The organism is Aquincola agrisoli (genome assembly GCF_036621135.1).
Taxonomy (GTDB): Bacteria; Pseudomonadota; Gammaproteobacteria; order Burkholderiales; family Burkholderiaceae_C; genus Aquincola; species Aquincola agrisoli.
On sequence record NZ_JAZIBG010000044.1, the window covers coordinates 133,999 to 160,016 of the forward strand.

The following is a 26,018-nucleotide window of genomic DNA, read 5'->3' on the forward strand; positions in this document are numbered from 1 at the left end:
AATTGTGATGGCACAAGGCTCTACGCTTACAGATTCGCCGGCCGAACAGCGTACTCTGGTGCCACCCGGCCTTGATTGGGTGGCCCTAGGAGCCTTGGCTGTCGCATTCCTCGCGATGTACCTGCCGAGCTATTTGATGTTGGCTGAACGTGTTTGGCCAACAGATGAGCAGGGACATGGTCCGATTATTCTTGCTGTGTCAATTTACCTCTTCTACGCGAAGCGGAAAGAATTGATTGCATGTGAACCTCGCCCTGCACTGCTCGGAGGCTTTGCGCTACTTGCGTTGGGGGTGTTGCTTTACGCGGTTGGCCGATCTCAATTCATTATGTTTTTTGAGCTGCTGTCCCAGCAGCTTGTGTTGATCGCTTTGTTGTTGCTGTTCTTTGGCACGCGGGGCCTGCGTGTTGTTTGGTTTGCCGTATTCTTCCTGCTGTTCATGGTTCCGTTGCCAGGTTCAGTGGTGAGTAGTATCACAGGTCCATTGAAATCTGCAGTATCCGCCGTGGCTTCGACGGTGTTGTACCAAGTTGGCTACCCGATAGGCCGCGCGGGTGTCGTGTTGACTGTGGGCCCGTATCAGTTGCTTGTGGCGGACGCTTGTGCTGGACTGAATAGCATGTTCACCTTGGAGGCATTAGGGCTTCTTTATATGAACCTGATGAACTACAAGAGCGCGCTGAGAAACGTGATACTGGCAACACTGATCATTCCCATTTCTTTCGTCGCCAATATTGTTCGCGTGATTATTCTGGTGCTTGTGACTTACCATCTTGGCGACGAGGCCGGGCAAGGGTTCATTCACGGTTTTGCTGGCATGGTTTTGTTTCTCGTTGGCTTGATATTGATATTGATGGTAGACAAGGGTTTAGGTTTGGCCTTCAGGGGAAGGAGCGTCCGCACATGAATCCCTCACGCCGGCGGGCTGGATTTGCGTCTCTGCTGATGATCACTGGGGCAGCACTTGGCTACGTAGGGAAGCCGTCAAAGAACATGGCTGACGAGATCGGCATGCCGGACTTAGAGGCAATGTTTCCGAAGCAGTTCGGAGAATGGAGCTTGGAGCCATCTGGCGCCGTCATTCTCCCTTCGCCGTATCTTCAATCGATCCTCGATAAGATTTATAACCAGACTTTGGCGCGAACCTATGTGAATACCAAAGGTTCTCGCATCATGCTGTCAGTCGCTTATGGTGGCGACCAGTCTGATGGCACGAGCGCTCATCGACCCGAGGTCTGCTACCCCGCCCAAGGCTTCGCGATTACCGCCAACACGCAGGACTATTTGCAGCTGCCAAACACGAAGATCCCGGTGCGTCGGCTGATGTCAGTGTTGGGTCCTCGCCAAGAGCCTATCACCTACTGGGTGATCGTCGGCGACGAGGTGGTGACGACCGGAGTCGGGCAGAAGCTCGCGCAGATGCGGTATGGCTTGCGAAACCTTATAGCTGACGGCATGCTAGTTCGAGTTTCAAGCATTGATGCCGATATGAAGCGAGCTTACAACCTTCATACGGAATTCCTTTTGGACTTGTACGCGGGTATGGCGGGTTCCAGCGCTGATCGTGTATTTGGTCGTGCTGGCTGAGTTCCGGCAGCGATGCGCGCTGGACGTTAACGCTGTGGGCTCGTCGTCTGTCGCGCGCTTACGCGCGTCAAGTGTCATGGTAAGCCCATTTGCATAGCGTTAATGCGTCTTGACTTGATATACACGACGCTTGCGGTGGGCAGCAGGCTGGCAGCGAGTCTATTTCTTTTCTTGTTGCTGGCTCGCCTATGGGGGCCTGAAGTTTTCGGAAACTATAGTTTCCTCTTCAGCTGCAGTGCGCTGCTAGTGTTGATCGTAGATTTCGGGTTTCCACTCTATCTTGTCAGGGAAGTATCACTCCGCCGGAACAACGCACCAGAGATAGTCGCGCGTGCGTTCCAGGCAAAAACCATATTGTGCCTTTTGCTGGTGGCTCTCGTTGCTGTCAGTGCGCTGTTGCTGCATGACTCAATGGCATTTGTCTGGCTGGCATTGTCGTTGTTGTCAGCCGCGATCGCAAACTCATATGCCGAGTTTTTTCTCGCGCCTCTTCGATCGCTCGGGCGCTTTGATCTAGAAGCAAAGCTTGTCCTCTCGGCAAATGCCCTCTACCTCGTGACTTGCTGCGGGGCAGCGTGGTTTATTGGGTCCCCTGAGTCGGTCGCTATAGCATCGTTCCTTTCTCGTCTGATTTTCGCTTTGACGGCCTATTTTGCGCTAACGCGTCTGACCCCTATAGTGGTTGTCAGCGGGAATTGGGCTAGTTGGCCTAAGACTCTGAAGAAAACGTGGCCCTATGGGGTTGACGGATTCCTCGTTAGTGCTTGGAGTCAACTCGATATCGTCATAGTTCAAGCGTTGTTCGGGCCTCAGTCCACAGGATTATATGCGGCAGGCCAAAAAGTCGTGCTAGGCGTAATTGCGTTGGCCCCGATTGTCGGAAACATCGCGGTGCCTCGTCTGTCAGGACTATCTAACGTTGCAGGATCAGCCTTTTGGGCTGAAGCAAAAAGTACAGCACTGAAACTGATGTGTATTGGTACCGTTTTTGCTGCGCCGATGGTACTGGCGCCTCAACTTGTCACGCAACTATTGTACGGGCGTAGCTTTCTCCAGCTGGCTGAATTTTTGCCATGGTTTGGCGCTATTGTCCTGATTCGATATTCGGGTGCGGTGGCTGGAGTAATCGCCACTTCCCTTGGAAAGCAAAAGCATCGGGTTTTTTCTCAAGTTGTTGGCTTATGCGTCGCACTTTTCGGATGTTTGTGGCTCTCCTCAGGATCATACAGTTTGATGCATTTTCTCTTTATCTGGTGCATTTCCCTCTCTGTCGTCTCGGCAGGCAACTTTGTTGCCGTCAGGTGTGCAGCCAGAGTTTCGGGGCCGAACTAGGAGAAATGCCTTGGGCCTCCTGGATAAAATAATCGTCAAGCTTGCGCGTCGCAACGAGATGAGGAGCCGCTATCTCAGGAAATACTTCCAAAGTAAACATCGCATCGTTGTTGGCATGTATAGCTACGGTTGCTTTGATGCGGATCGCATCGGTGCCGACACAACTATTGGGCGGTACTGCTCCATTGCGCCGACAGTTCAAGTGCTTCGGCGAAATCACAGCATCCACGCAATCTCTATGCATCCCTTTCTATTCAATTCGTCGGTACCATTTGATGTGAAGCGTGAGATTCCCTATTTTCCGTGCATCATTGAAGACGATGTCTGGATCGGGCATGGTGCAATTATCCTGCCCGCCGTAAATAAAGTAGGGCGAGGGGCGGTAGTGGCAGCTGGGGCGGTCGTAACAAAGAATGTTCCTCCGTACAGCATCGTTGCCGGAAATCCAGCGCGCGTGATTCGCATGCGTTTTGGAAGTGAAACGATTGAACAAATCGAGTCGACACGCTGGTGGATGCTCGACGAAAATGAACTCGCTGCCAAACTTCGGGAGCTGGGCGAGGGCGCGTTCTGCCCTGAGCGAATTGGCATCCCGTAATCAGGATATGGAGGGTGTGTACGCTTCTACTTATAGGGTTTCGGCGTTCAGGGTCATCGTTCGGGAACTTTGACTTATTGACTTCAGGGAGAGATTTTGAGCTATAAGACGCTGGATGACATACTCCAAGCCGGAATGTGCACTGGGTGTGGGGCGTGCGTAGCTGTATCTCTGGAAGGAGGCCTGGAGATGCGCATTGACGCGGCGGGATTCGCTAGACCGATCGTTTTACGCCCGATATCTGACGAGGATCATCGCAAGATAGTTTCGATCTGCCCCGGGATCAGTCTCGTCCACGAATCCTCAACTCCCGCCGGTGTTGATTATCACCCGATCTGGGGGCCCGTCAAAAAGTTAGCTGCCGGATATGCGCGAGATACGCGCGTTAGGCATCGTGCCTCGTCTGGCGGTTTGCTTTCTGCCATGCTAGTTCACCTCCTTGAATCAAGGAAGGTTGACTACGTATTGCATATTCGAGTTTCCGCGGACGATCCTTTCAGGAACGATGCGGTAATTAGTTCCACTGCAAACGATGTGTTGTTGGGTGCCGGGTCACGATACGCGCCTGCGTCCCCAGTGGCATTACTCGGCACGGCGCTGAAAATGAATGGGAAGTTTGCCTTTGTAGGCAAGCCTTGCGACGTCGCTGCTGTGCGGAGGCTGTTGGTTATTCGGCCTGAACTCCAGGATAGAGTTCCCTACTTGCTTTCTTTCATGTGTGCGGGTACGCCAAGCATTATTGGGACGCATGAAGTAATCAAGCAATTAGGTCTTGGGCAGAAGATTATCAAGAGCTTCCGATACCGAGGTGACGGTTGGCCTGGTTTGACAAAAGCTGAGGCACTGGATGGTACCGTAGCAAGTATGGATTACAACACCAGCTGGGGTCAGATATTAAATCGGCATTTGCAACTGCGATGCAAAATTTGCCCGGACGGGACCGGCGAATTTGCTGATGTGGTCTGTGCAGACGCATGGTATGGCAAAGGGGGATATCCCGACTTCGCGGAGCGCGAAGGTCGGAGTCTCCTAATCACACGGACCGCCCGGGGGGGTCAGCTCGTCAAGGAAGCAGCGGACTCGATTGTTCTAGAACCTTTCGGCATTGATGATTTGCGCCAGATTCAGCCATACCAATTTCACCGAAAGGCGAGCATCGTGGCGCGTATCGCCGCAATGCGGTTATTTGGGCGGCGTGTTCCCAGATACACAGGACTGCATTTGCGCAGGGCGATGTGGCACATACGCCCGTTTCAGCTGCTTCGTGAATTCCTGGGTACAGGTAAGAGGGTTATTGGTGGCAGGTTGTAGCGACCACACGCAGCTCAATTATCTATGGAATTCTAGACACATCCTGCAGCAAATATGAACGAGAACACAAAAAGCCAGCTTAGATCGCATGCGATCAGGGTGTGTCTGCTGTGGCATGGCGTCGACTCCGGCAATCTCGGAGTGCGGGCCCTAACGGAGTCGCAGATCCACTTAATTCGACAAGCTGCGGATGCAGTGGGAACTCACGTCGACTTTGAGATCGTCGGCTGGGCCGGGTCCTCAGACCCGGGAAAGTTTCGTCAGCTGGGTGTTCAACTTGTAACGCCGGTAAACGGGCGGAGCATGCTGTCTCGATCTGGCGTTCGCGCCGCGTTTCGGCGAGCGGATGTAGTGCTCGATATCGGCGAGGGCGACAGCTTCTCTGATATATACGGATTAAAGAGGCTGCTGTATTTCGCTGTTACCAAATGGATGGCGACCACAGGCAGCGTGCCACTCGTCCTTAGCCCTCAGACCATCGGACCATTCTCGTCTTGGTGGTCGATCGCCATATCTGATTTTTGCCTTAGGCGAGCGGCTAGTATTTTCCCGCGCGACGAGTTGTCTCGTCAGTACGTTGCAGCGCGCAATTTGGGGGTGTCTTTTGACGAGATTGTCGACGTCGCTTTCGCGCTGCCTTATGAGCGCACAAGTCATGGGCGCGCTGATCACTTGACTGTGGGAGTCAACATTTCCGGATTGCTTTGGAATGAAGCTTCTGGGTCTAACCGCTTCAAACTGCAACTTGACTACAGAGCGCTCACTCGGCAACTGCTTGAGCACTTCACTCGTATGGATGCTGTGCACGTGGTGCTGGTACCCCACGTGCTGGGGGAGGCAGGCTCAGTTGACGATGATCTGTCGATCTGCGAGGCGATGCAGCGCGAGTTTCCGAACACATCTATCGCCCCACGATATGACGGCCCGTCAGCGGCAAAGAGCCATATTTCAGGATTTGATTTCTTTATTGGCGCGCGCATGCACGCGTGCATTGCAGCTATCTCGTCTGGTGTCCCGGTTGTGCCCCTTGCTTATAGCCGCAAGTTTACTGGCTTGTTCAATACGGTAGGTTACCCTCACGTCGCTGACTGCCGGTCACTGGATGTCTCAGCCGTCATGAGTTTGGTGCGACAAACGTTTGAGCAGCGAGCGCATCTATCGGCGACAATTCAAGATGCTAATGATATCGCCGCAGCCCGACTAAAAATTTACACCGACAAAATTGCAGAATTGCTTGCAAGCGCAAAAAATCGGGATTCGATTTAGATGTCTTGCGGTTAGAAAGAATTGGCGAACACATGTTGCAATCTCATCGAGGGAGCCGCGTCCATCCCTTCGCCATCGCGCTGTTTACAGTCCTGGGGGCAGCGTATCTTCTGCTCGTTGGCCTAGCGATCGCGATTCTGCCGCCCGCCTTTGCGCTCATTTTTGGAGTACTCCCGCTCCCATTCCTTCTCACGAATAGGATTTTCGATTTTCCCGCTCCTGAACGGCTGCTGCGGTCGTCATTTGCGCTTTCCATCGTTCTGTTCCTCCTTTGGCCTCGGTATCTGTCGTTCAATTTCGGTGGCCCCGACTTGGTCCCAGCCCGGCTGTTGTATGGGCTACTACTGGTGACCTGGTTCGGCGCGTTGGCCTCACCTTCGTTCCGCAAAGCGACCCTCAAGACATTTAGCGATCGCCGTGGCTGGCTAGCCCTGCTTGCCGCCTATTTTCTTATACGACTGGCAAGCGTTGTGGGGTCGGAGGCGTTCGGTCTGTCCGCATACCAAGTCGCAAATGAGCTATTGACGGCTGGTCTGATTGTTCCGATTTTTTATTCTGTCTTTAACACCAACGCGAACATCCAGAAACTGCTCTGGTCGATTGTCCTTGCTGGAGCCATCATCGGAGTCTTGACTGTGGTCGAGCGGGCGCTGGGCCGAACTCTGTTTGCCAATGTAAGGCTGCCCGGAATGACGGTGGATTCCGAATGGCTTTACGCGGCGATTATGGAGAAATCTCGTGGCGGATCGTATCGCGCCCAGGGTACATTCTCGCATCCATTGCTCCTCGCAGAGTTCTCCGCCTTCGCCTTACCCATATGCTTATATTTTTGTGCCGTGGCAAAAGGAGTTCGTCGAATACTTTCAGCACTCGCCGTGCTGCTGGTAATCATCGCGGGCGCTTTGAGTGGATCGCGGGCTGCTTTTGCGGCCTTACCCATTGGGCTGGTGATGTGCGCCACGATACTGATGTGCAGACAGTGGCTAGTTAACCGGCAACTAGGTGTCGCCAGCGTAATCTTGTCGCTCTCATTCGTTGTTGGCATATTTGGCATTGCGCTTCTATGGTTGACTGGAACCATTGACAGTAGCCTTGTTTCGGGGCGCACGTACGCTGAGGCGTCGAGCACGAACACGCGGCTTGACATGTTGGCACGTGGTATTCCAAAGATCCTTGAGCATCCATTTCTCGGCTATGGCCCGGGACTGTCTGCATACATTGCTGGGGTAAAGAACAGTATTGCGCTAACAATTGACAGCTATTATTTATCTCTTGCCATTGATTCTGGGTTGCTTGGCTTGGGTGTTTTTGCACTGCTGTTCATCGGTGCGCTTTTATTCGGGTTGAAGAGGGCAATATCATCGTCGGATGATTTCGATTTGATGCGAGGAATGGTTGCGGTTTCTCTTCTCGGTATGTTGCTTGTCAAGGCCATTCTGTCTACACCGCACAATGCCCCTTTGATGCTCCTCGGTCTTGCGCTGATCACCGCAGTTCCGAAAAACAGCGTTCCAGTCAGAGGTGACAATCAATGATCCCCATGATATGCGGCCAGCTGATTTCATTCCTCTTGCTCGCATTGTTCATGTGCCACAGTAAGGGTGGCGATTTGACCGTGAAGGAGGGGCAGTATTATTTGAAAGATGCAAGACCATTCCGCGGGGTAGGTGTTAATTACTTTGACGCGATAAATCGTAGTATCAACAACCCGCAGGATATTTCCGCAATTGCGGGGCTTGCTGAACTCAAAAAACATGACGTTCCGTTCGTGCGGGTGATGTTTGGTGGGTTTTGGCCCGCAGAACTTAAGCTGTATGAAACAGACCCAATTTCATATTTCGCTGTGCTTGATCGCTTTGTGCGGGCTGCCGAGGAGCATGGCATAGGGATAGTTGCATCTTTGGCATGGAACTACGCAGCTATTCCGGACCTGGTTAATGAGCCAATGGACGCTTGGGGTCAGCCGAATAGCAAAACGACGGCATATTTCAACAGGTACGTGTCAGCAGTTGTGGATCGCTACAAGGCTTCGCCCGCTATCTGGATGTGGGAGTTCGGCAATGAAATGGCCTTGTACGTGGACCTTCCGAATGCAAAAGAATGGCGACCAAAGGTGAATGTTGCAAAAGGTACTCCCTCATTGCGACGAGACACCGACGATCTAAGTGGTCGTGACCAATCAGTTGCCTACTCCAACTTTGTTAGCGCCGTAAGGAAAGTTGACGCCAAAACGCCCCTTAGCACAGGTAACGCGCTTCCGAGACCTTATGCCTTTAACAACTGGCGGAACAGATCTTGGCAGGCAGATAATCGGGAGCAGTTTTGCGATATGCTACTTCGAGATAACCCAGAGGGTTTTGATGTAATTTCTGTGCATGCTTATCCCCACAATCGTGGCTACTTTGATCGTGGGCGCGTCGGTTCTAATGTTGAAGACGCCTTGGCCGCAGCATCCACATGTGCGAAGCGTGTCAGACGGCCGATTTTTCTGGGTGAGTTTGGTGTGTCCGATGATGATCCTGCTGTTAAGGGCAGGTCAAGCGGAGAAGTACTTAAGGGCCTGCTGGGCACTATTGAAAAAGAAGGCATAGGGCTCGCGGCGTTGTGGGTATACGACTTTCCATTTCACGAGGCAACAATCAACGTTACTGCAACAAACAAGCGTGCATATCAGTTGGACATGCTTAGGCAGATCAACAAGCGTTTACGCACATCGAACTAAGAAAGGCTAAGCAAAGCAGGCACGTGCCGTGCTTACCTCAGCCTATTGGGGCAGACCTGCCGACGACAATGAGCCAACGCCGCCTTGTAACACCCGAGTTCGCACCAATGACGAAGCGGACCCGTGGGCATGTTCTGCCGGACATGGATAGAGAGAGGCCGTGGCGGCGTCTGCTCGCGGTGATCGAGCTGTGGTACCCGACAAGTGGGCCCATAAGATGCCGGCCAGTGGGTTCACCGAAGATGCGGCGCATATACCCACGACAGCAGTGGTACGACCCGGTGTGTAGTTCCCCAACGTTGCGGAAACTTCGCCTGTTATTCGTCATTCACGAGGTGACGCGGGCGTTTTCGAACAAAGCGCTCACTTGGCCACGTGGGGTGCGCTCCTGCGCGCCGACATCAATATGGAACCAGGTTCACTCCCGAGACCCAATTCGACGAAGACTGCAAACGGCGAGTGTGGACTCGACGTGCGCACGGGCAGGAGGAGCAAGTGGCTACGGCACCGCATGGAGGCCCGCGGCGACGTGCGCGAAGAATCGAGTTTGGTGCGCTCGCGGGGCAGTGCCGTGGCCGACGTGTGTGGCTCGGCCCGCGCCAGCGTTCTAATGCATCGTGACAAAGCCGACACACACGGTGGTGTTTGCTACGCGGCGTCGATAAGCGCGCCGGGAGGTTGAGGGCCTCCAATGCCAAATCGGTGATGCATCCGAGATGATAGCCGGCGACGGTTGCTGGCCCATGGCAAAGTGAGCTATTGATTGCGAAGAGCGGTTCTGTGGAAGCAAAACCGACTCAAGATGAAAATTTTGGCGTGGTTGGATAATTGAATCGCCATTAGCATTATTGCCCGCACTCAAAATGACCGGAGTTGTGTCGCAGAGCTTTTAACTACTCGATAGGTTACATACCGAGCATGACTACAGTCGCTATCATTCTTGTTAACTGGAAAGGTTCAGCCGACACGCTTGAGTGTCTTACGTCTGTACTTCAACTCAGTGGTGACTTCCGTATTCATGCGATCGTGGTTGACAACGCATCGCCGGACGACTCTGTCGTGCGCATAGAGCAGTGGCTTGCAGGCAAAGGAACTGTCGAGATCAGGGAAGCCGGTGCTGGGCCGCACTGGCGAGCAATTGTTCGCGCTGTCACCTGTGAAGTGTCCCCGAACCGATATGTCTCCTTGGTTGTCGGCAGATCAAATAATGGCTTTGCTGCGGGTAACAATATTGGCATCCAGTTTGCGGATCAGCTTACAACGGTCGATTACTACTGGATCCTCAATAACGACACAACTGTGCATGTCGACGCAGTGAGACATCTGTGCGCCCGTATGGAAGCCAATTCTTCCTTGGGAATCTGTGGATCTACTTTAGTTCATGTTCAACCTGCAGGCCGCGTGCAAGCATACGGGGGCGTCCATTATTCATATGTTACTGGTAGAGGCTTTCATATCGGGGCCGGCGAGTCAATCGGGGCGCCGCCTCCAAATAACGTAATAGAGCCTCAACTGACGTACGTGAGTGGCGCAAGTATGTTCGTCCGTCGAGCATTCGTCGAGCGCGTTGGTCTAATGTCAGAGCGATACTTTCTGTACAACGAGGAATTGGATTGGTGTTGGCGGGGTCGTGGTTTATTCGAGCTTGGTGTGGCGACGGCGGCTATTGTCTATCACAAAGAGGGGATGTCAATTGGAACCGAAACGCAAGCCAGGCCTGCGAGCATCCTTTCGGACTTCTACCAATGCCGGAACAAATTGATGTTTGCAGCCTCGTTCACGCCGGTCTGTTACCCGACGGTTTGGATTTTTATCGCAGCGCGCGCGTTAAAGAGGCTCAGGCAAGGGCATTTCGCGAATGCAAAGGTCATCGCACGAGTGTTGCTCGGGTGCCGAAGCTTTAAATATTATTGGACCAGTTGAGGAAATGTCCGTGAGTAAAGCGTCCCCTGTTCACAGCGCAGTCATCGAGCCCGTCGGAGGCCATGGCGGCTGCAATTATTATGACTTTGCACTTTGTCAAAGTATTACCGCCGCTGGCGGCCGAGCGGATCTTTACACCTGCGATAAGACAGAAGTCACTGGAACTGAGGGTTTTTCGATTCACAAGAACTATGTGGGGGTTTATGGCCCAGACGCCGCGTGGTTGCGGGCGCTTCGCTTTGTCCGCGGTGCGTTCTCTTCGGTTCGGCACGCTTGGTCAAAGGGTGCACGTGTCGCGCACTTCCACTTTTATCACGTCGGACCGCTTGAAGTTCTCAGTATTGTCTTGGCGCGCCTTTTTCGTTTAAAGGTAGTCATAACGGCACATGACGTGGAGGCATTTAAACGGGGGCTGTCCGTACCAATCTTTGTCCGTTGGGCCTATGGGAATGCCGACCAAGTGATCGCCCATAATATGGTCAGCCGAGACGAGTTGCTAAATACTCTGAAAATACCCAGTTCTCGGGTTCGAATTATCCCTCATGGGAACCATCTTCAATATGTGCCGGCAGAGGTGACTCGGTCGTTAGCTCGATCCAAGTTGGGCTATTCCGACGACGAGTTTGTGATTGTATTCTTTGGCCAGATCAAAGAGGTCAAGGGGCTGGATGTCCTTATCAAAGCGTTTGCGAAGTCATATGAAGCCCACCGGAATTTGCGTCTCCTGATCGCTGGAAAGGTTTGGAAAGACGATTTCGGCAAGTATGCCACCATCATTTCGGATCTCGGAATTGAGCAAGTTGTGCGCTGTGAGATTAGATACATTCCAGATGGCGAGGTGGCATACTTCTACCAGTGTGCTGACCTCATTGCTTTGCCATACTTGAAGATATATCAAAGCGGGGTCGTTTTGATGGCGATGAGTTATGGGCGGCCAGTGCTGGTTTCAGATATACCTGGTATGCTTGAAGTTGTTGAGGACAATGTGAGCGGTTTGGTATTTCGTTCCGGCGACCCGATTGATATGTCCAGACGCATCTCACAGGCTGTGGAGTCGCGCGCGTTGCTAGACCGCGTCGCGGAGGGGGGCGCGAGGCGTGTTGCCGAAGACTATGATTGGGGTGTCATCGGACGGTCGACTCTGGAGTGCTACAACGCAACTCTGATACCTCGATAATCGTTGCTAGACAGAGCTTGGTCGCCGACTTCAACTCTTAAGTCCAGAAAGGATTTGCCAACGTGTCCATCATTATTCGCTCAAGAGCACCGCTTCGATTGGGGCTTGCTGGCGGCGGTACAGATGTGAGCCCCTTCAGTGACGTCCATGGCGGTGTCGTCCTGAACGCAACAATTGATTTGTATGCTCAGGCGATTCTCGAACCACGAACTGACGGCAAAGTTGTTTTCGTTGCCGCGGACCGTAACGAGCGAGTTGAGCTTTCCGCAGCGTCGGTGCTTGAAGACGTTGAGCCGCTTCGTTTGCATAAAGGGATCTACAGCCGAATCGTCAGGCAGTTCAATGGTGGGAGACCGTTATCGCTCACGCTAACGACATTCGCAGACGCGCCTGCTGGGTCAGGTCTTGGAACGTCGTCTACGATGGTCGTCTGTATCCTGCAGGCGTATGCTGAATGGTTACGGCTTGGTCTTGGGGAATATGATATCGCCAAGCTTGCATATGAGGTTGAGCGTATTGATCTGGGCTTGGCTGGTGGCAAGCAAGATCAGTATGCAGCTGCATTTGGTGGATTCAATTTCATTGAGTTTGGTAGTAAGGGGGTTCTTGTCAATCCGCTCCGAGTTAAGGATTGGATTATCAACGAGCTCGAGGCTTGCACAGTTCTTTACTACACTGGTCAATCGCGGGAGTCGGCCGGCATCATTCAGCAGCAGATCGACAACACTAAGGCTGGAAATGCACAGTCGGTGGAAGCGATGCTCGATCTAAAGCGCGATTCGTTTCTTATGAAGGAGGCCGTGCTGCGCGGCGATCTTCAGGCGTATGCCTCCATCCTCGGACGATCTTGGCAATCAAAAAAGCAAATAGCTTCGAATATCTCAAATTCGGCAATTGACAAGGTTTACGATTGCGCGCTTAGCGCAGGCGCATTGGCGGGAAAGATTTCAGGAGCGGGCGGTGGTGGGTTTATGATGTTCTTTGTCCCAGCGGTCAAGCGTATGGATGTTCTGCGTGAGCTCTCCAAGCATGGCGGCGAGGTCATGAATTTTCACTTTACTGAAATGGGAGTCCAATCATGGTGTCAGAGTCTGATTCGGTAATCCGCGAGTGGTTGTTGGAATCAATTTCGGTTAAGCAGGCTGTTCTTGACGACGTTCAGTTGCTGGAACAAGTTAGAGCAGTGGCAGAGCGATGCGCACACGCTTGCTTGGCGGGTAACAAGGTGCTTTTCGCCGGCAATGGTGGCAGTGCTGCCGATGCACAACATCTTGCAGGTGAATTTGTGAGTCGATTTAATTACGACCGACCGGGTCTTTCATCATTCGCGCTCACAGTGGATACTTCTGTCTTGACGGCCATCGGGAATGATTATGGGTATGAGCGTGTGTTTGCGCGCCAAGTTCAAGCTTGCGCCAAACCCGGTGACGTTTTGATTGGTCTGTCGACGTCCGGCAATTCACCGAACATCCTGGCGGCATTCGATCAAGCGAGGAGCATGGATGTCTACACAATCGGGATGACTGGACTTACTGGCGGAAAAATGGCTTCTTTATCGGATGTCTGTATCAGAGTCCCTTCGACGGAGACACCTCGAATTCAAGAGTGCCACATTACCATTGGTCATGTAATTTGCGGGCTGGTAGAGCGTCAGATTTTTCCACAGACAGGTCGGTGAGGTCGAAATGGATGCTGTAGTTCTTGCTGGAGGGCGCGGCACGAGATTGAGTCAGCATGTTCCAAATGTGCCGAAACCAATGGCCTGTGTTGCTGGGCGGCCTTTCATTGATTTCCTGCTTCACGCATTGGTTGACGAAGGGGTCACTCGCATTATTCTCTCCGTCGGGCACCTTGCGGATCAGATAGTCGCCCACGTAGGATCTCGGTTCCGTGGGGTGCCAGTTGTCTACGCCCGCGAGGACGAACCGTTGGGAACGGGCGGTGCTATACGCCTGTCTCTGAAGTTGGCGTCTACTCCCCGCGTTATTGTTGTCAATGGCGACACCTTTCTCGATGCGCCGTTGACGCGGTTCTTTAGATTCTGTTCTGATGCGCAGGCTAAGGTTGGCGTTGTAGTTCGTTTAGTGCCTGAAGCGTCACGTTATGGCGCATGCGTTCTCGAAGGGACAACCGTTGTTCAGTTCGGTGAGAAGACCGGGGTTGGACCTGGCCTGATCAACGCCGGCATCTATTGCTTGGAGCGTCAACTGCTAGAAGGCATGGAGTTGCCGAACGCTTTTTCTTTCGAACAGGACGTGCTGGCTGCCAAGCTGCAGCTATTAAAGCCTGTGGGATTTGCAGTTGACGGATATTTTATAGATATCGGTATCCCAGGTGACTACGATCGGGCTCAGTCGGAATTGCCAAAAGCTTTTTCTTCAAGGTTTTCAGGCAGGTTATGACTTCAAAATTGGTCATTCTCGACAGAGATGGCGTGATCAACCACGATAGCGAAGCATATATCCGATCACCTGACGAGTGGGAGCCCATAGACGGCGCAATTGAGGCAGTCGCTTCCCTTTCACAGGGCGGTATTGATGTTGTGGTCGCTACGAATCAGGCGGGCGTTGCCAAGGGTATATTCAACCAAGCTACCTTGGACGCAATTCACTGCAAGCTCCTGAACTGTGTCCAAGCGCGTGGTGGTGTGATACGACGCATCTATTGTTGCACCCATCATCCGGAAGCGGGCTGCCAGTGCCGTAAGCCTCAGCCTGGAATGCTGCGCGCGGCGTGTGGTGACTTCGGAGTGCTGCCGTCTGAGACTATCTTTGTCGGCGACTCAATGCGGGACTTGTTGGCTGCGGAAGGTGCTGGATGTATTCCTGCCCTTGTGAAGACCGGTAATGGAGTAAAAACCCTTGCGACCGCGAATATTCCTGCTGGCACAATGGTTTTTGACTCTCTTGAAACGTTTTCAGGTTGGTATCTGAGTGATTTTTCGGCGCCAAGAGCACGTTAATGAAAAGAATATTGAGAATACTAGGTACTCGTGGGGTTCCGGCGGCGCATGGAGGCTTTGAAACTTTTGCCGAGTACTTGGCTCTTTATTTGATCGCTCGCGGTTGGCGGGTGGTTGTTTATTGTCAGATAGATGGTGATGGCGACGTCAGTTATGATGCGTGGGAAGGGGTTGAATGTGTGAAGATCCCAGTTGATCGCCCTGGGGCCGCAGGGACGATGATTTTTGACTGGATGGCGATTCGCCACGTTTGTAATCTCCCTTCAACTGAGCGCGGCCTTTGCCTGACGTTGGGCTATAACACTGCGGCATTTTGTGCGTTGCTGCGTGTATACGGTGTGCCCAACATCATCAATATGGATGGCATCGAGTGGTCGCGAGCTAAATGGGGGCGGATTGCAAAGACTTGGTTTTGGTTGAACGACTGGGCTGGTTCATTAATTGGCAACCATTTGGTTGCTGACCATCCTGCGATTGCGGACCACCTCGCAACACGTGTGTCGCGGTCGAAGATTACAACCATTCCGTATGGTGCGGAGAGGCTACAGGGCGTGGATGAGCGTGCTGTACGCGACCTGAATCTGAATCCGGGTAAGTTTCTGACCGTTATTGCCAGGCCGGAGCCTGAGAATTCGGTTCTTGACGTCGTTCTCGGGTATTCGATGAAGCCGCGACCGTTCGGCTTGGTTATTCTGGGTAATTACGACAAGGCGAACTCTTTCCACCGTGCGGTTCTTGACTCCGCGGGTCCGGGGGTCCGCTTCTTGGGCGCGATTTACGACAAGCGGATGGTGCAAGCGTTGCGCTATCACAGCATGGCGTATGTGCATGGTCATCAGGTTGGAGGCACCAATCCTTCCCTGGTGGAGGCGCTCGGGGCTGGAAATGCGGTGATTGCGCACGATAATCGATTCAATAGGTGGGTTGCTGGCGACTCCGCGCTGTACTTCGACGGTGCGAGAGAGTTTTCGGATCGGCTGGAGCAGATAGCCAATGACCCGGAGATCCTGCTGCAGATGCGCTCAGCGTCGTCTACGCGATTTTCGGCGGGGTTAACCTGGCCGCAGGTTTTGGGGCAATATGAAAAATTGCTCGATGAATGGTCAGCGACCCAGGCTGCTTAGGTTCGTGTAGGTCTTTGATTTACACGTTGGCGGTTGATGGTCTTTTGTCGGCGGCCCCGGAGGCGCCACAGGCGAGTAAGGCTTCGTCCTTGAGGCTGATGGGTTGCTAGCTCATTGGCCAGGAGGCGGTCTAGCTTGGTATCGGCCGTATGGTGTGCCGCGCCTGGGGGCTATGTCAGGGGTGGCCAGGCAGCCGCGGGCGGGATCGCGGCTCGGCCGCAAGCGTTGGGCAATCGTTGACGATTCTCAGTAGGTCGGCTCGTGTGACTGGGGCGCCAGCGGCGCCAGTGCCGAGCTCCAGTGCCATCCTCGATGCGCGCCAACATGGGCAGCCTGGCCGCGAACCCGCCTTTGCCGCGCAGGATGCTTGCGTCCTCGGTATTTAACGGCCAACTATCCCCGCCGTGGAATTTCCACGTGAGTTCCGGCGCCAATGCAAATGCTCGCAAGACCTGAATCGCTGTCGCCTGGTCGTCTCTGCGTTTCGGTGCACTGGGTGATGGGACTCAAACCCACGCGACCAGTATCAAAAGCTGAGTGGCGAAAGCCAGGGCGCATAGTGTGGCGGTGGTCGACGTGCTGTTCGCGATGGTTACGCGTGATCCATAACCATCGACTAGAAGTTCAGAGTCTAAAGCACGCGGCCCATGAGTGCGACCAGCCCGCAATTAGATGGCGGCAATTGTGTATCGGAGGCATTTCGGCGGCCCCTCGATTAAATCATGAAGTTCGGTGGTGGACCGAATTGTGCGAGGTCTGGCAGCACAAACTTCAGTTCGGCTGAGCTAAGGCCGAGCCAGGAGCCCATTGACGCGGCCATTTGAGAAACTGCCGTCGTCGGTAGTAGTCGTCCGGAGCCAATATCGGTGGACGTTCCGAGCGCGGGAATAGGGAAGTCGCCGTAGATTCTCCGTCCTTTTACACCGCCTCCCGCTACGAAGTGATGGCTACCCCAGCCGTGATCACTTCCGTCGCCGTTGGAAAGTAGGGTCCGCCCGAAATCGCTGGCTGTGAATAAGGTCACTGCATCCAGCATTCCGAGCGACTCCATAGCAGAGAGAAAGTAATCGATCGAATGAGCAACTTGTTGCATTTGACCTGGCTGGATTCTCATCTGATCGGCGTGCGTATCAAATCCACCCATTGAAACAAAGAAGACCTGCCGCCTCATTCCCAGCCGCTGATTGGCAGCGATCATTTGCGCTACCGTTCGCAATTGCATCGCTAGGTTGGTCTGATTGAGAGTTGTTTCTGCGGTTCCATTCAGGACGGCTGTGGCTGGGATCTCTGGCGCTGCCGCAGAATTCATGGCCAGCTGCAAAACGCTGTTGGCGCTAATGCTTCTTTGGAGAATCCTTGAATATTCTCTTTGAATAAGATCTGGACCGCTACTGGCCAAAGCTTTTTGTAATGCCCCAGGAGCCCTGTTGCTACCGAAGATGTTGGTTGCGGCTAGGCCGTTGATGATGGCGGCTCCTTCGGGCGCAACCTGGAACTGAGTTACCGAGTGCCCTGTGAGGAAGACTGTATTGCCAGCTGCTGAAGTTGCTGTAAACACAGGGTAGCCGTTGGCAGTGGCTAGCAGATCGGCCATTCGACCACCCCAGCCGGAACTTGCACCTTCCGGCGCTAAGCTTTGCCACGTCGAGGCTTGATCGTTGTGAGAGAACAATTTCTTGGGTACTCCAATTCCGGCGGAGTACTCTGATTTGCTGATAGGGCGGGAAAGCGGGCCAACGTTCGCAATGACCGCTGCTTTACCTGCTTCATACCATTTTGCCAATGGCGCTATTTCTTGAGGCATTGCGAAGGCACGGCCTTCCGCCTGGGATGTGCTACTCAATGGTCTTAGCTTTGCCTTGGGCCAAGCGAGATCGCCGCGCGCCCGGGCATACTCTGCATAGCCATCCGTATCCACCGGCACGATCCAGTTGTGCATATCACTCCCGCCATGCAGGAAGACACAGACCAGCGCTTTGTATCCGCCGCCCGTCGTTGCGGCATGACCCGGCTGTGCGGCCATCGCGGCCAACGCAGCGAGTTGAGTCCCGAATGGAGCGGCGGCCTGCAGAGAAGAGAGCGGGCGCAGACTGCCCATCGCTGTTAGACGACGGAGGAAGCCACGGCGTGAGTGGTTTTGGTTCATGCTTTTAACGTTGAATTAGATAATCCGGCGTTGCAAGAGCCAAAAACAAGGCTATGCGCGCTCTGTTTGTATGACTAGCACTGTCGTTGCCTTGCACTGCGGACATTGCGTCCATGATCTCTGCCTTTAGAGCGCTTTGCATTCTTCCGGCATGGAGTATTAGATTTAGCTGCTCTATCAAAAGATCGGGACGACCGGCCTCGCTGATCGTTGCAAGTGGCTTAAGATTCGCTGTCACGTCTCTGATGCCGTTCGCCCACCCTAGGCCCCCTCCTGCCATATTAAAAGCAAGATTTACCCAGCGCGCGGTGGTCGCCTCATCAACAATCTGCAATTCGGGTACGGTCGCATTCGTTGAGCTAAGGCTCGTGTTGGGTGGTATATAGCCCGGCCTAAAATAGTTGAAGACGCTGGGTGAGTGCCATGGACGTTGTGCCATGGCATCGAGATCGTAGTTGATCAGGTAATCTCCGGACGCCGACTGCGCTCCGGTTGCCCGCAACCACTGCGTCACTGCCAGCACCGGCTCTTTCAATTTCGTAATGCTTCCTTCAGGTGGACTGGTCGCTTCACTGTCCAAGAGTATTGCACGGGCAACGGCGCCGAGATCGCCGCGCACGCCTTTACCGTTGTCGTTGAAAACGCGAGCTATACGAGCAACGTATCCTGGTGTCGGATGACTGGTGACCAACCGTTGAATCAGTTGCCGCCCAATAAATGGGCCTACGTTGGGATGGTTGAACAGGACGTTCAGCGCGGCCTGCATGTCCGCGTCGGCCGAGTTCCCGGCCGGAAGTACAGTTGCCCAAGGCTTCGTGGCGAACAGTCGCTTTTCCACCAGAGAATGCATTCCCGGGTAGGGTTTCATGCGCTTAAGATCGATCTTCTCATCAAGCGCAGGGTCCGTCAGAGTAGGCAGGCCCCATCGGAAATTGCTCTCATTCAACTGGGCATCTTTGAATGCCCAACTCCAGCCTGTGAAGACTTTGGACAATGCCATCACGTCATTGTTGCTGTACGTCTCAACGGCTTGGCCCATGCCGTCCACAACAGGCGTGCCGTCGATATTCAGTTCATGCAGCCCTATCGTGAACAGTTGCATGATCTCTCGTGCGAAGTTCTCGTCTGGCATTCTCCCAAGGCTGATGTCTTCCGGACGATTCCGCATGTGTGAGAGATACAGACCCATCATGGGGCTGAGTGCAATGTCCTCAAGAAGATTTCTATAATTGCCGAATGCGTGTTTATGTAGCGTGTCCACATAATTAGCATAACCGCGCGCATGTTGATAAACGGTCGAGTCAGCCTGTGAAACCATCAGGATTTCATGCAGTGCAAATGCCATTCGGCGTCGTAGCTGGTCTGGGCTGGTTGTGGCAGCCTTCCAGAACTTCTGACCGATCCAAAGGGGCGAATATTGACTGCCGGTCGGACGGTATGCGGTTCCGAGGGAGAATTTCTTTTCGATGTGATTGACGTACTCCGGCACAAAGGGGTAGGCCATCTGCTCGTCAATCCAGGCTGCCCTCCCCATGCTGAGCACTTTGTCGATCTCAGCTGCTGTGGCGCCAAAGCTCGCTTGCTGGAGAAAGCGAGCTGCCGCATTTTGCGTAGCGCTGCTACCGGCGCCTGTGACATCAGAAATTGTGAATCGGAGTGCCCCGTTGACGTAGGCTGCTCCTGTCGTGGGTGACGCTTGGTTTCCGTCTGTCGCTGCCGCTCCGTTGCCCGCGTCGAACAACGTGCCAGTTGCAGATGAGGCAAGGACCCAGTTCCCACTGCGGACGTGCACGACATACAGATTTCTGTCTGCTCCACCCACTTGTGCGTCGTTGGTGAACACGATGTCGATCTTGTCGCTTGGTCGAATCGTCGGTACTCGGACTTGGTAGTCGGTCGGCGTGGTTGCGGTCACTTCTCTGGAAGCTACAAGCACACCGTTGATTCGAACCTCCACCTGGGCCCCGACTCCGCCGGCGACGTCGGCATACGCGCGGATGGTCAGGATGTCGTTGATGTTGGACGTTGGCCAGACGGCAGAGAGGTCGCCCGACGCATAGACCACGCCCGGAGAAGAGGGCGTGATGAACGTTTGGCCGCTGATGGCGTACTGGACGTTGAGCGTACGTTCGACGCCATCGACGGTTCCTCGGTTGGAGAAGACGACCGCGACCTTCGACCCTGGCTTGATGGCCGTGGTGGGCATCGCGTAGTCAACCGGCGTAGTGGATTTCACCTCGACGCTGGAAACAGCCACGCCATCCACCCACAGCAGCATGAAGGCACCGACGCCGCCCGCCGGCGTGGCGCTGGCACGCACAGTCACGGTCTCGGTGAGGTTTGGTGCTGGCCAGTTCATGCGCAGTGAACCGCCCCAGTACAGATTGCCTGTGCCGATCAAGGTGTCCTTGCCGTCGAAGGCTGCGGCGGCGACGCCCCTGTCATAGACGTTGCCCGTTTGGCCAGGGAGCATCACGGTATTGCTGGTCGTCAGGTACGCGACGAACAGGTTGTGGTCCTCTCCGGCGGGCGAGTCGTTATTAGCGAAGACCACGTCGACTTTGCGCCCTTGACCCATGGGGGGCACGGCAAATCGATAGTCGGCAAAGACAGTGGATTTGACTTCTGTCGCGCCGACCATGACGCCGTCCACGTACAACTGCATCAGGGCGCCCACACCTCCGGCCAGATCGGCCCGCGCGCGGACATTGAGCGAATCGGTCAGATTCGGCTCGGGCCAGTAAGCGCTGAGGTTACCGACGCTGCTGGTCGGTTGGAGCACGGTCTTGCCGGAGATGAGATACGACACCAACGCAGCGCGGCCTGCTACCTCGTTGGTGTTGCGCACCTCGATACGCTGTCCTGCCTTGAGTGGCAGCGTTGGCATGGAGATATCCGTCGGCGCTGTGGAACGCACCTCGAACACTCCAAGGACGACGCCGTCCGCCACGACTTCCAGCACAGGCGCGACGTTGTCGGCCAGCCAGGTGCTACTGACACGAAGGGTCAGCGTGTCGCTCATGTTGGACGCCGGCCAGACGCCGCGCAGCGCGCCGTTGTTGCTCAGCGAGGCAGACGCAGCCGACTGATTCGCCCAGTCGTAGGCAGCCAAGCCGATGCCGGCATCAAAGAAGACGCCGCGATCGGTGGGGCGCAGTACGGTAGCTCCAGCCAGCAAGTAGTGAACGTTGAGCAGACGTGTGACACCCGCGACGGTGCCGGCATTGACAAAGGCCACATCGACCTTGCTTCCCGGGCCGAACTTCGGGGCGGCGAAGCTGTAGTCGGCAGGCGTCGCACTGGTGACGTCGGCCGTGCCAACCACCACATCGTCCACACGCACCACCATGCGCGGCGCAGCACCACTGGAAGTGCCGCTGGCACGCACCGTGATGCGGTCAGTCAGATTTGCTTGCGGCCATGTCAAGCGCAGAGCACCGTCCCAGAACAGACCGGTTCCGCCGGGCTGCACGTCGATGCCATCGAAGGCCGCTGCACCGACTCCGCGGTCCACCGTGGCAGTCGTGGGACCGGGCACAACTGCTGTGGCGCCGCGCGTCAGTTGCAACACGTGCAAGTTGCGATCCCCACCCCCGGTGTTAACTGTGTTGTTTACGTAAACAACATCAATACGGCTCCCCGGCTTGATTGTGGGCACTCTGATCGCGAAGTCTTCAGGGGTCGTGCTCCGGACCTCCTGCGTCGCCGCGAGGACGTCGTCGATCCAAACTTGCATCTGGGCCCCCATTCCTCCCGCTATATCGGCGTAAGCGCGGATCGTCAGGGTGTCATTGATGTTGGGTTGTGGCCAGACGGCAGACAGCTCGCCTGAAGCATGGGAGACGTTGGCAGATGAGGGCGTGATGAGTGTCGAGCCGTTGATGGCGTACTGGACGTTGAGCGTACGTTCGACGCCATCGACGGTTCCGGGGTTTGAGAAGACGACCGCGACCTTCGACCCTGGCTTGATGGCCGTGGTGGGCATCGCGTAGTCAACCGGCGTAGTGGATTTCACCTCGACGCTGGAAACAGCCACGCCATCCACCCACAGCAGCATGAAGGCACCGACGCCGCCCGCCGGCGTGGCGCTGGCACGCACAGTCACGGTCTCGGTGAGGTTTGGTGCTGGCCAGTTCATGCGCAGTGAACCGCCCCAGTACAGATTGCCTGTGCCGATCAAGGTGTCCTTGCCGTCGAAGGCTGCGGCGGCGACGCCCCTGTCATAGACGTTGCCCGTTTGGCCAGGGAGCATCACGGTATTGCTGGTCGTCAGGTACGCGACGAACAGGTTGCGGTCCTCTCCGACGGGCGACTCGGGGTTAGCGAAGACCACGTCGACCTTGCGCCCTTGACCCATGGGGGGCACGGCAAATCGATAGTCGGCAAAGACAGTGGATTTGACTTCTGTCGCGCCGACCATGACGCCGTCCACGTACAACTGCATCAGGGCGCCCACACCTCCGGCCAGATCGGCCCGCGCGCGGACATTGAGCGAATCGGTCAGATTCGGCTCGGGCCAGTAAGCGCTGAGGTTACCGACGCTGCTGGTCGGTTGGAGCACGGTCTTGCCGGAGATGAGATACGACACCAACGCAGCGCGGCCTGCTACCTCGTTGGTGTTGCGCACCTCGATACGCTGTCCTGCCTTGAGTGGCAGCGTTGGCATGGAGATATCCGTCGGCGCTGTGGAACGCACCTCGAACACTCCAAGGACGACGCCGTCCGCCACGACTTCCAGCACAGGCGCGACGTTGTCGGCCAGCCAGGTGCTACTGACACGAAGGGTCAGCGTGTCGCTCATGTTGGACGCCGGCCAGACGCCGCGCAGCGCGCCGTTGTTGCTCAGCGAGGCAGACGCAGCCGACTGATTCGCCCAGTCGTAGGCAGCCAAGCCGATGCCGGCATCAAAGAAGACGCCGCGATCGGTGGGGCGCAGTACGGTAGCTCCAGCCAGCAAGTAGTGAACGTTGAGCAGACGTGTGACACCCGCGACGGTGCCGGCATTGACAAAGGCCACATCGACCTTGCTTCCCGGGCCGAACTTCGGGGCGGCGAAGCTGTAGTCGGCAGGCGTCGCACTGGTGACGTCGGCCGTGCCAACCACCACATCGTCCACACGCACCACCATGCGCGGCGCAGCACCACTGGAAGTGCCGCTGGCACGCACCGTGATGCGGTCAGTCAGATTTGCTTGCGGCCATGTCAAGCGCAGAGCACCGTCCCAGAACAGACCGGTTCCGCCGGGCTGCACGTCGATGCCATCGAAGGCCGCTGCACCGACTCCGCGGTCCACCGTGGCAGTCGTGGCACTCGGAATGACAGCAGTTGTTCCCGCCGATACCTGCTCCACAAACAGGTTGCGGTCGGCACCATTGGCGGTGTCGATGGTGTTGTTGATGTACGCGATATCGAGCTTCGACCCCGGCCTCAACGACGAGACCGAAAATTGGTAATCCGTGGGCTCAGTGGCCCTCACTTCAGCACTGCCGACCAAGGCGCCATCGAGCCAGACCTGCATGGTCGGACCGATGTTGTTTGACATCGTTGCGTGCGCACGCACCGTCAAGGCAGTCGAGTCTCGGCCAACTGCGCCACTTGCCAGGATGCGCGCGGTTGCAGTCGTTCCAGGCGTGTCAGCGGCACTTGGCTCGATGGACCCACCGCCGCCGCATGCCGCCAAGAGAGAGATCAACAAACCGGCGGAAGCAAGGCGTAGGGTCTGGATTAGGCTATGCGTCATGTGCGCAGCGGGTCATAAGTTGTGGCACGCTCGGAGGGTTAACTGCCCTTCCAGTGCTTGTGCATGTCTCGCACTTGGGTACCAGGGAAGACGACGCCAACTGCAGGCCGGACGACAGGTTTTTTGGCGGTGGAGCAGGGTGTCGGATGGCGTGCAGAGGCCGATGCTCTCGATTTCGGCGGTGGACCTGGTCATTTAAGTGGCTTGCTGTAACCGGACGTTGCTCGTCTGGAAGAAGCGTGTGGCCTGCGCAAGTGCCCGACTGGGGTGTGTGTGCAGCCTGCCGGGTCGCTTCTGTAAGCGCATCGGACAATTGGTCACTCAAGTGCCACTGCCAGGAAATGGCATCGTGAAGCTTGAACTTCGTCCGTCGCATAGGGGTCCGTCGCCGACGGTGGCGCAGATGCGTTCAGCTCATAGACGTAGCAGCCTCGCCGCCGCGCTGCCTATGCCGGTCCAGACGATTCCAGTACGCGGGATTGTCAGGCCCGTCCTGCGAACGTCACTAGGTGTCGGGATGCACTCGGTACGCTGCACGCCTCGACGCATTGGCCACGAGCTCTTGCCTCGGACGATCTGCACCGGCGTGACGAACAGCGGGTTGTTTCTACCGCACCCAGCGGTACGAAGCGTCGATTGACACGCACAGAATTAATGGCCATAGCCCGCGTGCCAGCGGCGTCCATGGATTCCGCGCCTGCAATGTTGCACTACTTCAAGGCACCACCACCTCGATACCCGGATGGCGCTGGCGGATGCAGGCGGCCAGCGCTTGCTTGGCCCCCTCGTCGCCGTGCACTAAGCGCACCTGGCGCGGTGCGCTGCGCATGCGGCCGACGAAGTGCAGCAGGTCCTGCTGATCGGCGTGGGCCGAGTAGCCAGCTAGCGTGTGCACCTGGGCACGGATGTCAATGCGCTGGCCGTCTAGATCGACCCACCCACCGCGCGGCCCGTGCTGCTGGATGGCCCGCCCGGCCGTGCCGGCGGCCTGGTAGCCGCAGAACAGCACGTCGTGCCGGGGGTCGCCGAGCATGGCCTTCAGGTAGTTGACGATGCGCCCGCCACTGCACATGCCGCTGGCGGCGATCACGATGGCCGGCCGGCCCGAGCGGGCCAGGCCCCGCACCATCTGCAGGTGGGCGGCGTGGTCGGCCACCGTGGTCACCTGGTCGAAGGCCAACGGTGGCGGCCGGCCGCCAGCTTGCGGCGGGCCTCGGCATCCCAATGCTCCTTCAACCGGGCATAGCCGGCGGTGAAGTCGGCGGCCAGCGGTGAATCGACGACGATCTGCACATCCCCCCAGGCCAGCCCCGGCGCGGCCTCGCGCTGGGCATGGCGGTGGATGATCTCTTCCAGCTCGTACAGCAGTTCTTGCGTGCGGCCGATGCTGAAGGCCGGCACCAGCACCGTGCCCCCATTGCTGAAGGCGTGCTCGCACAGCGCCTGTAGGCGCTGGCGGCGGGTCTTGCGGCTGTCGTGCACCCGGTCGCCGTAGGTGCTTTCGAGCACCAGCACGTCGGCGCGCATCGGCGATCGGGGTGCCGGCAGCAGCGGCGTGTAGGGCGCACCCAGGTCGCCGGAGAAAACCACGCGTTGGGCGGTCTGGCCCTTCTGGGTGGCGTCGAACTCGACGAAGGCCGATCCCAGAATGTGGCCGGCCGGATGCAGGCGCACCCGCAGGCCGGGGCTGCCCGCCACCACCGTTTGCCAGTGCTTGTAGGGCAGCGGCACGGTGCGGTCTTTCAGCAGCGCCAGGAACTTGCCGATCAGGTTGCGGTTGCGGGTGAAGCCCACTTCCAGCGCGTCTTCCAGCACCAGGGGCAGCAGTTGCGCGCTGGCGTGGCTGCAGTAGATCGGGCCGCGGAAGCCGGCAGCCAGCAGGTACGGGATGCGGCCGACGTGGTCGATGTGCACATGGGTGACGACCAGCGCGCGCACCTTGTCGAGCGGGAAGTCGATCTCCAACTGGCTGGCGTTGGCGCCGTCGGGCGATGTCTCGGCGCCCTGGAACAGGCCGCAATCGACCAGCACGGCCTGGCCGTCCGGCAGCGTCAGCCGATGGCAGGAGCCAGTGACGCCACGCACGGCGCCATGGTGGGTGAATTGCAGCATGGCCAGGTCTCACGGTGA

Annotated in this window: 19 protein-coding genes; 15 read left to right on the top strand and 4 right to left on the bottom strand. The window is 56.1% G+C overall.

All coding sequences use genetic code 11. The annotated features are described in order from the left end of the window. The first annotated feature begins 7 nt into the window (after positions 1 to 7). The 15 genes from xrtB (at position 8) to V4F39_RS21555 (ending at position 16,002) form a co-directional block, all read left to right on the top strand. Complete coding sequence (gene xrtB / locus V4F39_RS21485; RefSeq protein ID WP_332292005.1) at positions 8 to 907, top strand: exosortase B; 900 nt, start codon at positions 8 to 10, stop codon at positions 905 to 907. Further along, on the top strand, positions 904 to 1,587 hold the full coding sequence (gene epsI / locus V4F39_RS21490; RefSeq protein WP_332292006.1) for an exosortase-associated protein EpsI, B-type: 684 nt from the start codon (positions 904 to 906) through the stop codon (positions 1,585 to 1,587). The genes xrtB and epsI overlap by 4 nt, the downstream gene beginning before the upstream one ends. A 102-nt stretch (positions 1,588 to 1,689) precedes the next feature. After that, entirely contained in the window at positions 1,690 to 2,919 is a 1,230-nt protein-coding gene (locus tag V4F39_RS21495; RefSeq protein ID WP_332292007.1) for an oligosaccharide flippase family protein, read from the top strand. Positions 2,920 to 2,929: 10 nt separating this feature from the next. Beyond that, complete coding sequence (locus V4F39_RS21500) at positions 2,930 to 3,517, top strand: CatB-related O-acetyltransferase (RefSeq protein WP_332292008.1); 588 nt, start codon at positions 2,930 to 2,932, stop codon at positions 3,515 to 3,517. 189 nt (positions 3,518 to 3,706) lie between these two features. Continuing rightward, positions 3,707 to 4,828 carry a Coenzyme F420 hydrogenase/dehydrogenase, beta subunit C-terminal domain gene (locus tag V4F39_RS21505; protein ID WP_332292009.1) on the top strand — a complete coding sequence of 374 codons (1,122 nt, stop codon included), beginning with the start codon at positions 3,707 to 3,709 and terminating at the stop codon, positions 4,826 to 4,828. Between the two features lie 54 nt (positions 4,829 to 4,882). Next, positions 4,883 to 6,094 carry a polysaccharide pyruvyl transferase family protein gene (locus tag V4F39_RS21510; RefSeq protein ID WP_332292010.1) on the top strand — a complete coding sequence of 404 codons (1,212 nt, stop codon included), beginning with the start codon at positions 4,883 to 4,885 and terminating at the stop codon, positions 6,092 to 6,094. Between the two features lie 32 nt (positions 6,095 to 6,126). Further along, complete coding sequence (locus V4F39_RS21515) at positions 6,127 to 7,629, top strand: O-antigen ligase family protein (protein ID WP_332292011.1); 1,503 nt, start codon at positions 6,127 to 6,129, stop codon at positions 7,627 to 7,629. Next, positions 7,626 to 8,816: a cellulase family glycosylhydrolase gene (locus tag V4F39_RS21520; RefSeq protein WP_332292012.1), complete on the top strand. Its 1,191-nt coding sequence runs from the start codon at positions 7,626 to 7,628 to the stop codon at positions 8,814 to 8,816. The genes V4F39_RS21515 and V4F39_RS21520 overlap by 4 nt, the downstream gene beginning before the upstream one ends. A gap of 918 nt (positions 8,817 to 9,734) precedes the next feature. Next, complete coding sequence (locus V4F39_RS21525; RefSeq protein WP_332292013.1) at positions 9,735 to 10,739, top strand: glycosyltransferase family 2 protein; 1,005 nt, start codon at positions 9,735 to 9,737, stop codon at positions 10,737 to 10,739. A 10-nt stretch (positions 10,740 to 10,749) separates the two neighbouring features. Further along, a complete protein-coding gene (locus V4F39_RS21530; RefSeq protein WP_332292015.1) occupies positions 10,750 to 11,916 on the top strand; it encodes a glycosyltransferase family 4 protein in 1,167 nt (388 codons plus the stop codon). A 62-nt stretch (positions 11,917 to 11,978) separates the two neighbouring features. Further along, positions 11,979 to 13,019, top strand: coding sequence for a GHMP family kinase ATP-binding protein (locus V4F39_RS21535; protein ID WP_332292016.1), 1,041 nt, complete (start codon positions 11,979 to 11,981; stop codon positions 13,017 to 13,019). Beyond that, positions 12,995 to 13,594 (top strand): D-sedoheptulose-7-phosphate isomerase, encoded by a 600-nt coding sequence (locus V4F39_RS21540; RefSeq protein ID WP_332292017.1) that lies wholly within the window; start codon positions 12,995 to 12,997, stop codon positions 13,592 to 13,594. Before V4F39_RS21535 ends, V4F39_RS21540 begins: the two co-directional genes overlap by 25 nt. Positions 13,595 to 13,601: 7 nt before the next feature. Then, positions 13,602 to 14,318 (top strand): nucleotidyltransferase family protein, encoded by a 717-nt coding sequence (locus V4F39_RS21545; RefSeq protein WP_332292018.1) that lies wholly within the window; start codon positions 13,602 to 13,604, stop codon positions 14,316 to 14,318. 8 nt (positions 14,319 to 14,326) lie between these two features. After that, complete coding sequence (gmhB, locus tag V4F39_RS21550; protein WP_332292019.1) at positions 14,327 to 14,878, top strand: D-glycero-beta-D-manno-heptose 1,7-bisphosphate 7-phosphatase; 552 nt, start codon at positions 14,327 to 14,329, stop codon at positions 14,876 to 14,878. Beyond that, positions 14,878 to 16,002, top strand: a complete 1,125-nt coding sequence (locus V4F39_RS21555; protein ID WP_332292021.1) for a DUF1972 domain-containing protein — start codon at positions 14,878 to 14,880, stop codon at positions 16,000 to 16,002. Before gmhB ends, V4F39_RS21555 begins: the two co-directional genes overlap by 1 nt. A 715-nt stretch (positions 16,003 to 16,717) precedes the next feature. Here V4F39_RS21555 and V4F39_RS21560 read toward each other — a convergent pair. The 4 genes from V4F39_RS21560 to V4F39_RS21575 all read right to left on the bottom strand — a co-directional run bounded on the left by V4F39_RS21560 (position 16,718) and on the right by V4F39_RS21575 (position 26,000). Next, entirely contained in the window at positions 16,718 to 18,025 is a 1,308-nt protein-coding gene (locus tag V4F39_RS21560; RefSeq protein WP_332292023.1) for a DUF1501 domain-containing protein, read from the bottom strand. Between the two features lie 127 nt (positions 18,026 to 18,152). Next, positions 18,153 to 23,888 carry a DUF1800 family protein gene (locus V4F39_RS21565; protein ID WP_332292024.1) on the bottom strand — a complete coding sequence of 1,912 codons (5,736 nt, stop codon included), beginning with the start codon at positions 23,886 to 23,888 and terminating at the stop codon, positions 18,153 to 18,155. Between the two features lie 715 nt (positions 23,889 to 24,603). Further along, a complete protein-coding gene (locus tag V4F39_RS21570) occupies positions 24,604 to 25,068 on the bottom strand; it encodes an MBL fold metallo-hydrolase RNA specificity domain-containing protein (protein WP_332292026.1) in 465 nt (154 codons plus the stop codon). Further along, a complete protein-coding gene (locus tag V4F39_RS21575; protein WP_332292027.1) occupies positions 25,050 to 26,000 on the bottom strand; it encodes an MBL fold metallo-hydrolase in 951 nt (316 codons plus the stop codon). Before V4F39_RS21575 ends, V4F39_RS21570 begins: the two co-directional genes overlap by 19 nt. Between the last annotated feature and the right edge of the window lie 18 nt (positions 26,001 to 26,018).

Bases quoted from the DNA above. Each gene is read 5' to 3' on its own strand.
- xrtB (WP_332292005.1), top strand. From the start codon at position 8: ATGGCACAAGGCTCTACGCTTACAGATTCGCCGGCCGAACAGCGTACT.
- epsI (WP_332292006.1), top strand. From the start codon at position 904: ATGAATCCCTCACGCCGGCGGGCTGGATTTGCGTCTCTGCTGATGATC.
- V4F39_RS21495 (WP_332292007.1), top strand. From the start codon at position 1,690: ATGCGTCTTGACTTGATATACACGACGCTTGCGGTGGGCAGCAGGCTG.
- V4F39_RS21505 (WP_332292009.1), top strand. From the start codon at position 3,707: ATGCGCATTGACGCGGCGGGATTCGCTAGACCGATCGTTTTACGCCCG.
- V4F39_RS21510 (WP_332292010.1), top strand. From the start codon at position 4,883: ATGAACGAGAACACAAAAAGCCAGCTTAGATCGCATGCGATCAGGGTG.
- V4F39_RS21515 (WP_332292011.1), top strand. From the start codon at position 6,127: ATGTTGCAATCTCATCGAGGGAGCCGCGTCCATCCCTTCGCCATCGCG.
- V4F39_RS21520 (WP_332292012.1), top strand. From the start codon at position 7,626: ATGATCCCCATGATATGCGGCCAGCTGATTTCATTCCTCTTGCTCGCA.
- V4F39_RS21525 (WP_332292013.1), top strand. From the start codon at position 9,735: ATGACTACAGTCGCTATCATTCTTGTTAACTGGAAAGGTTCAGCCGAC.
- V4F39_RS21540 (WP_332292017.1), top strand. From the start codon at position 12,995: ATGGTGTCAGAGTCTGATTCGGTAATCCGCGAGTGGTTGTTGGAATCA.
- V4F39_RS21545 (WP_332292018.1), top strand. From the start codon at position 13,602: ATGGATGCTGTAGTTCTTGCTGGAGGGCGCGGCACGAGATTGAGTCAG.
- V4F39_RS21555 (WP_332292021.1), top strand. From the start codon at position 14,878: ATGAAAAGAATATTGAGAATACTAGGTACTCGTGGGGTTCCGGCGGCG.
- V4F39_RS21560 (WP_332292023.1), bottom strand. From the start codon at position 18,025: ATGGCCGCACAGCCGGGTCATGCCGCAACGACGGGCGGCGGATACAAA.
- V4F39_RS21565 (WP_332292024.1), bottom strand. From the start codon at position 23,888: ATGACGCATAGCCTAATCCAGACCCTACGCCTTGCTTCCGCCGGTTTG.
- V4F39_RS21575 (WP_332292027.1), bottom strand. From the start codon at position 26,000: ATGCTGCAATTCACCCACCATGGCGCCGTGCGTGGCGTCACTGGCTCC.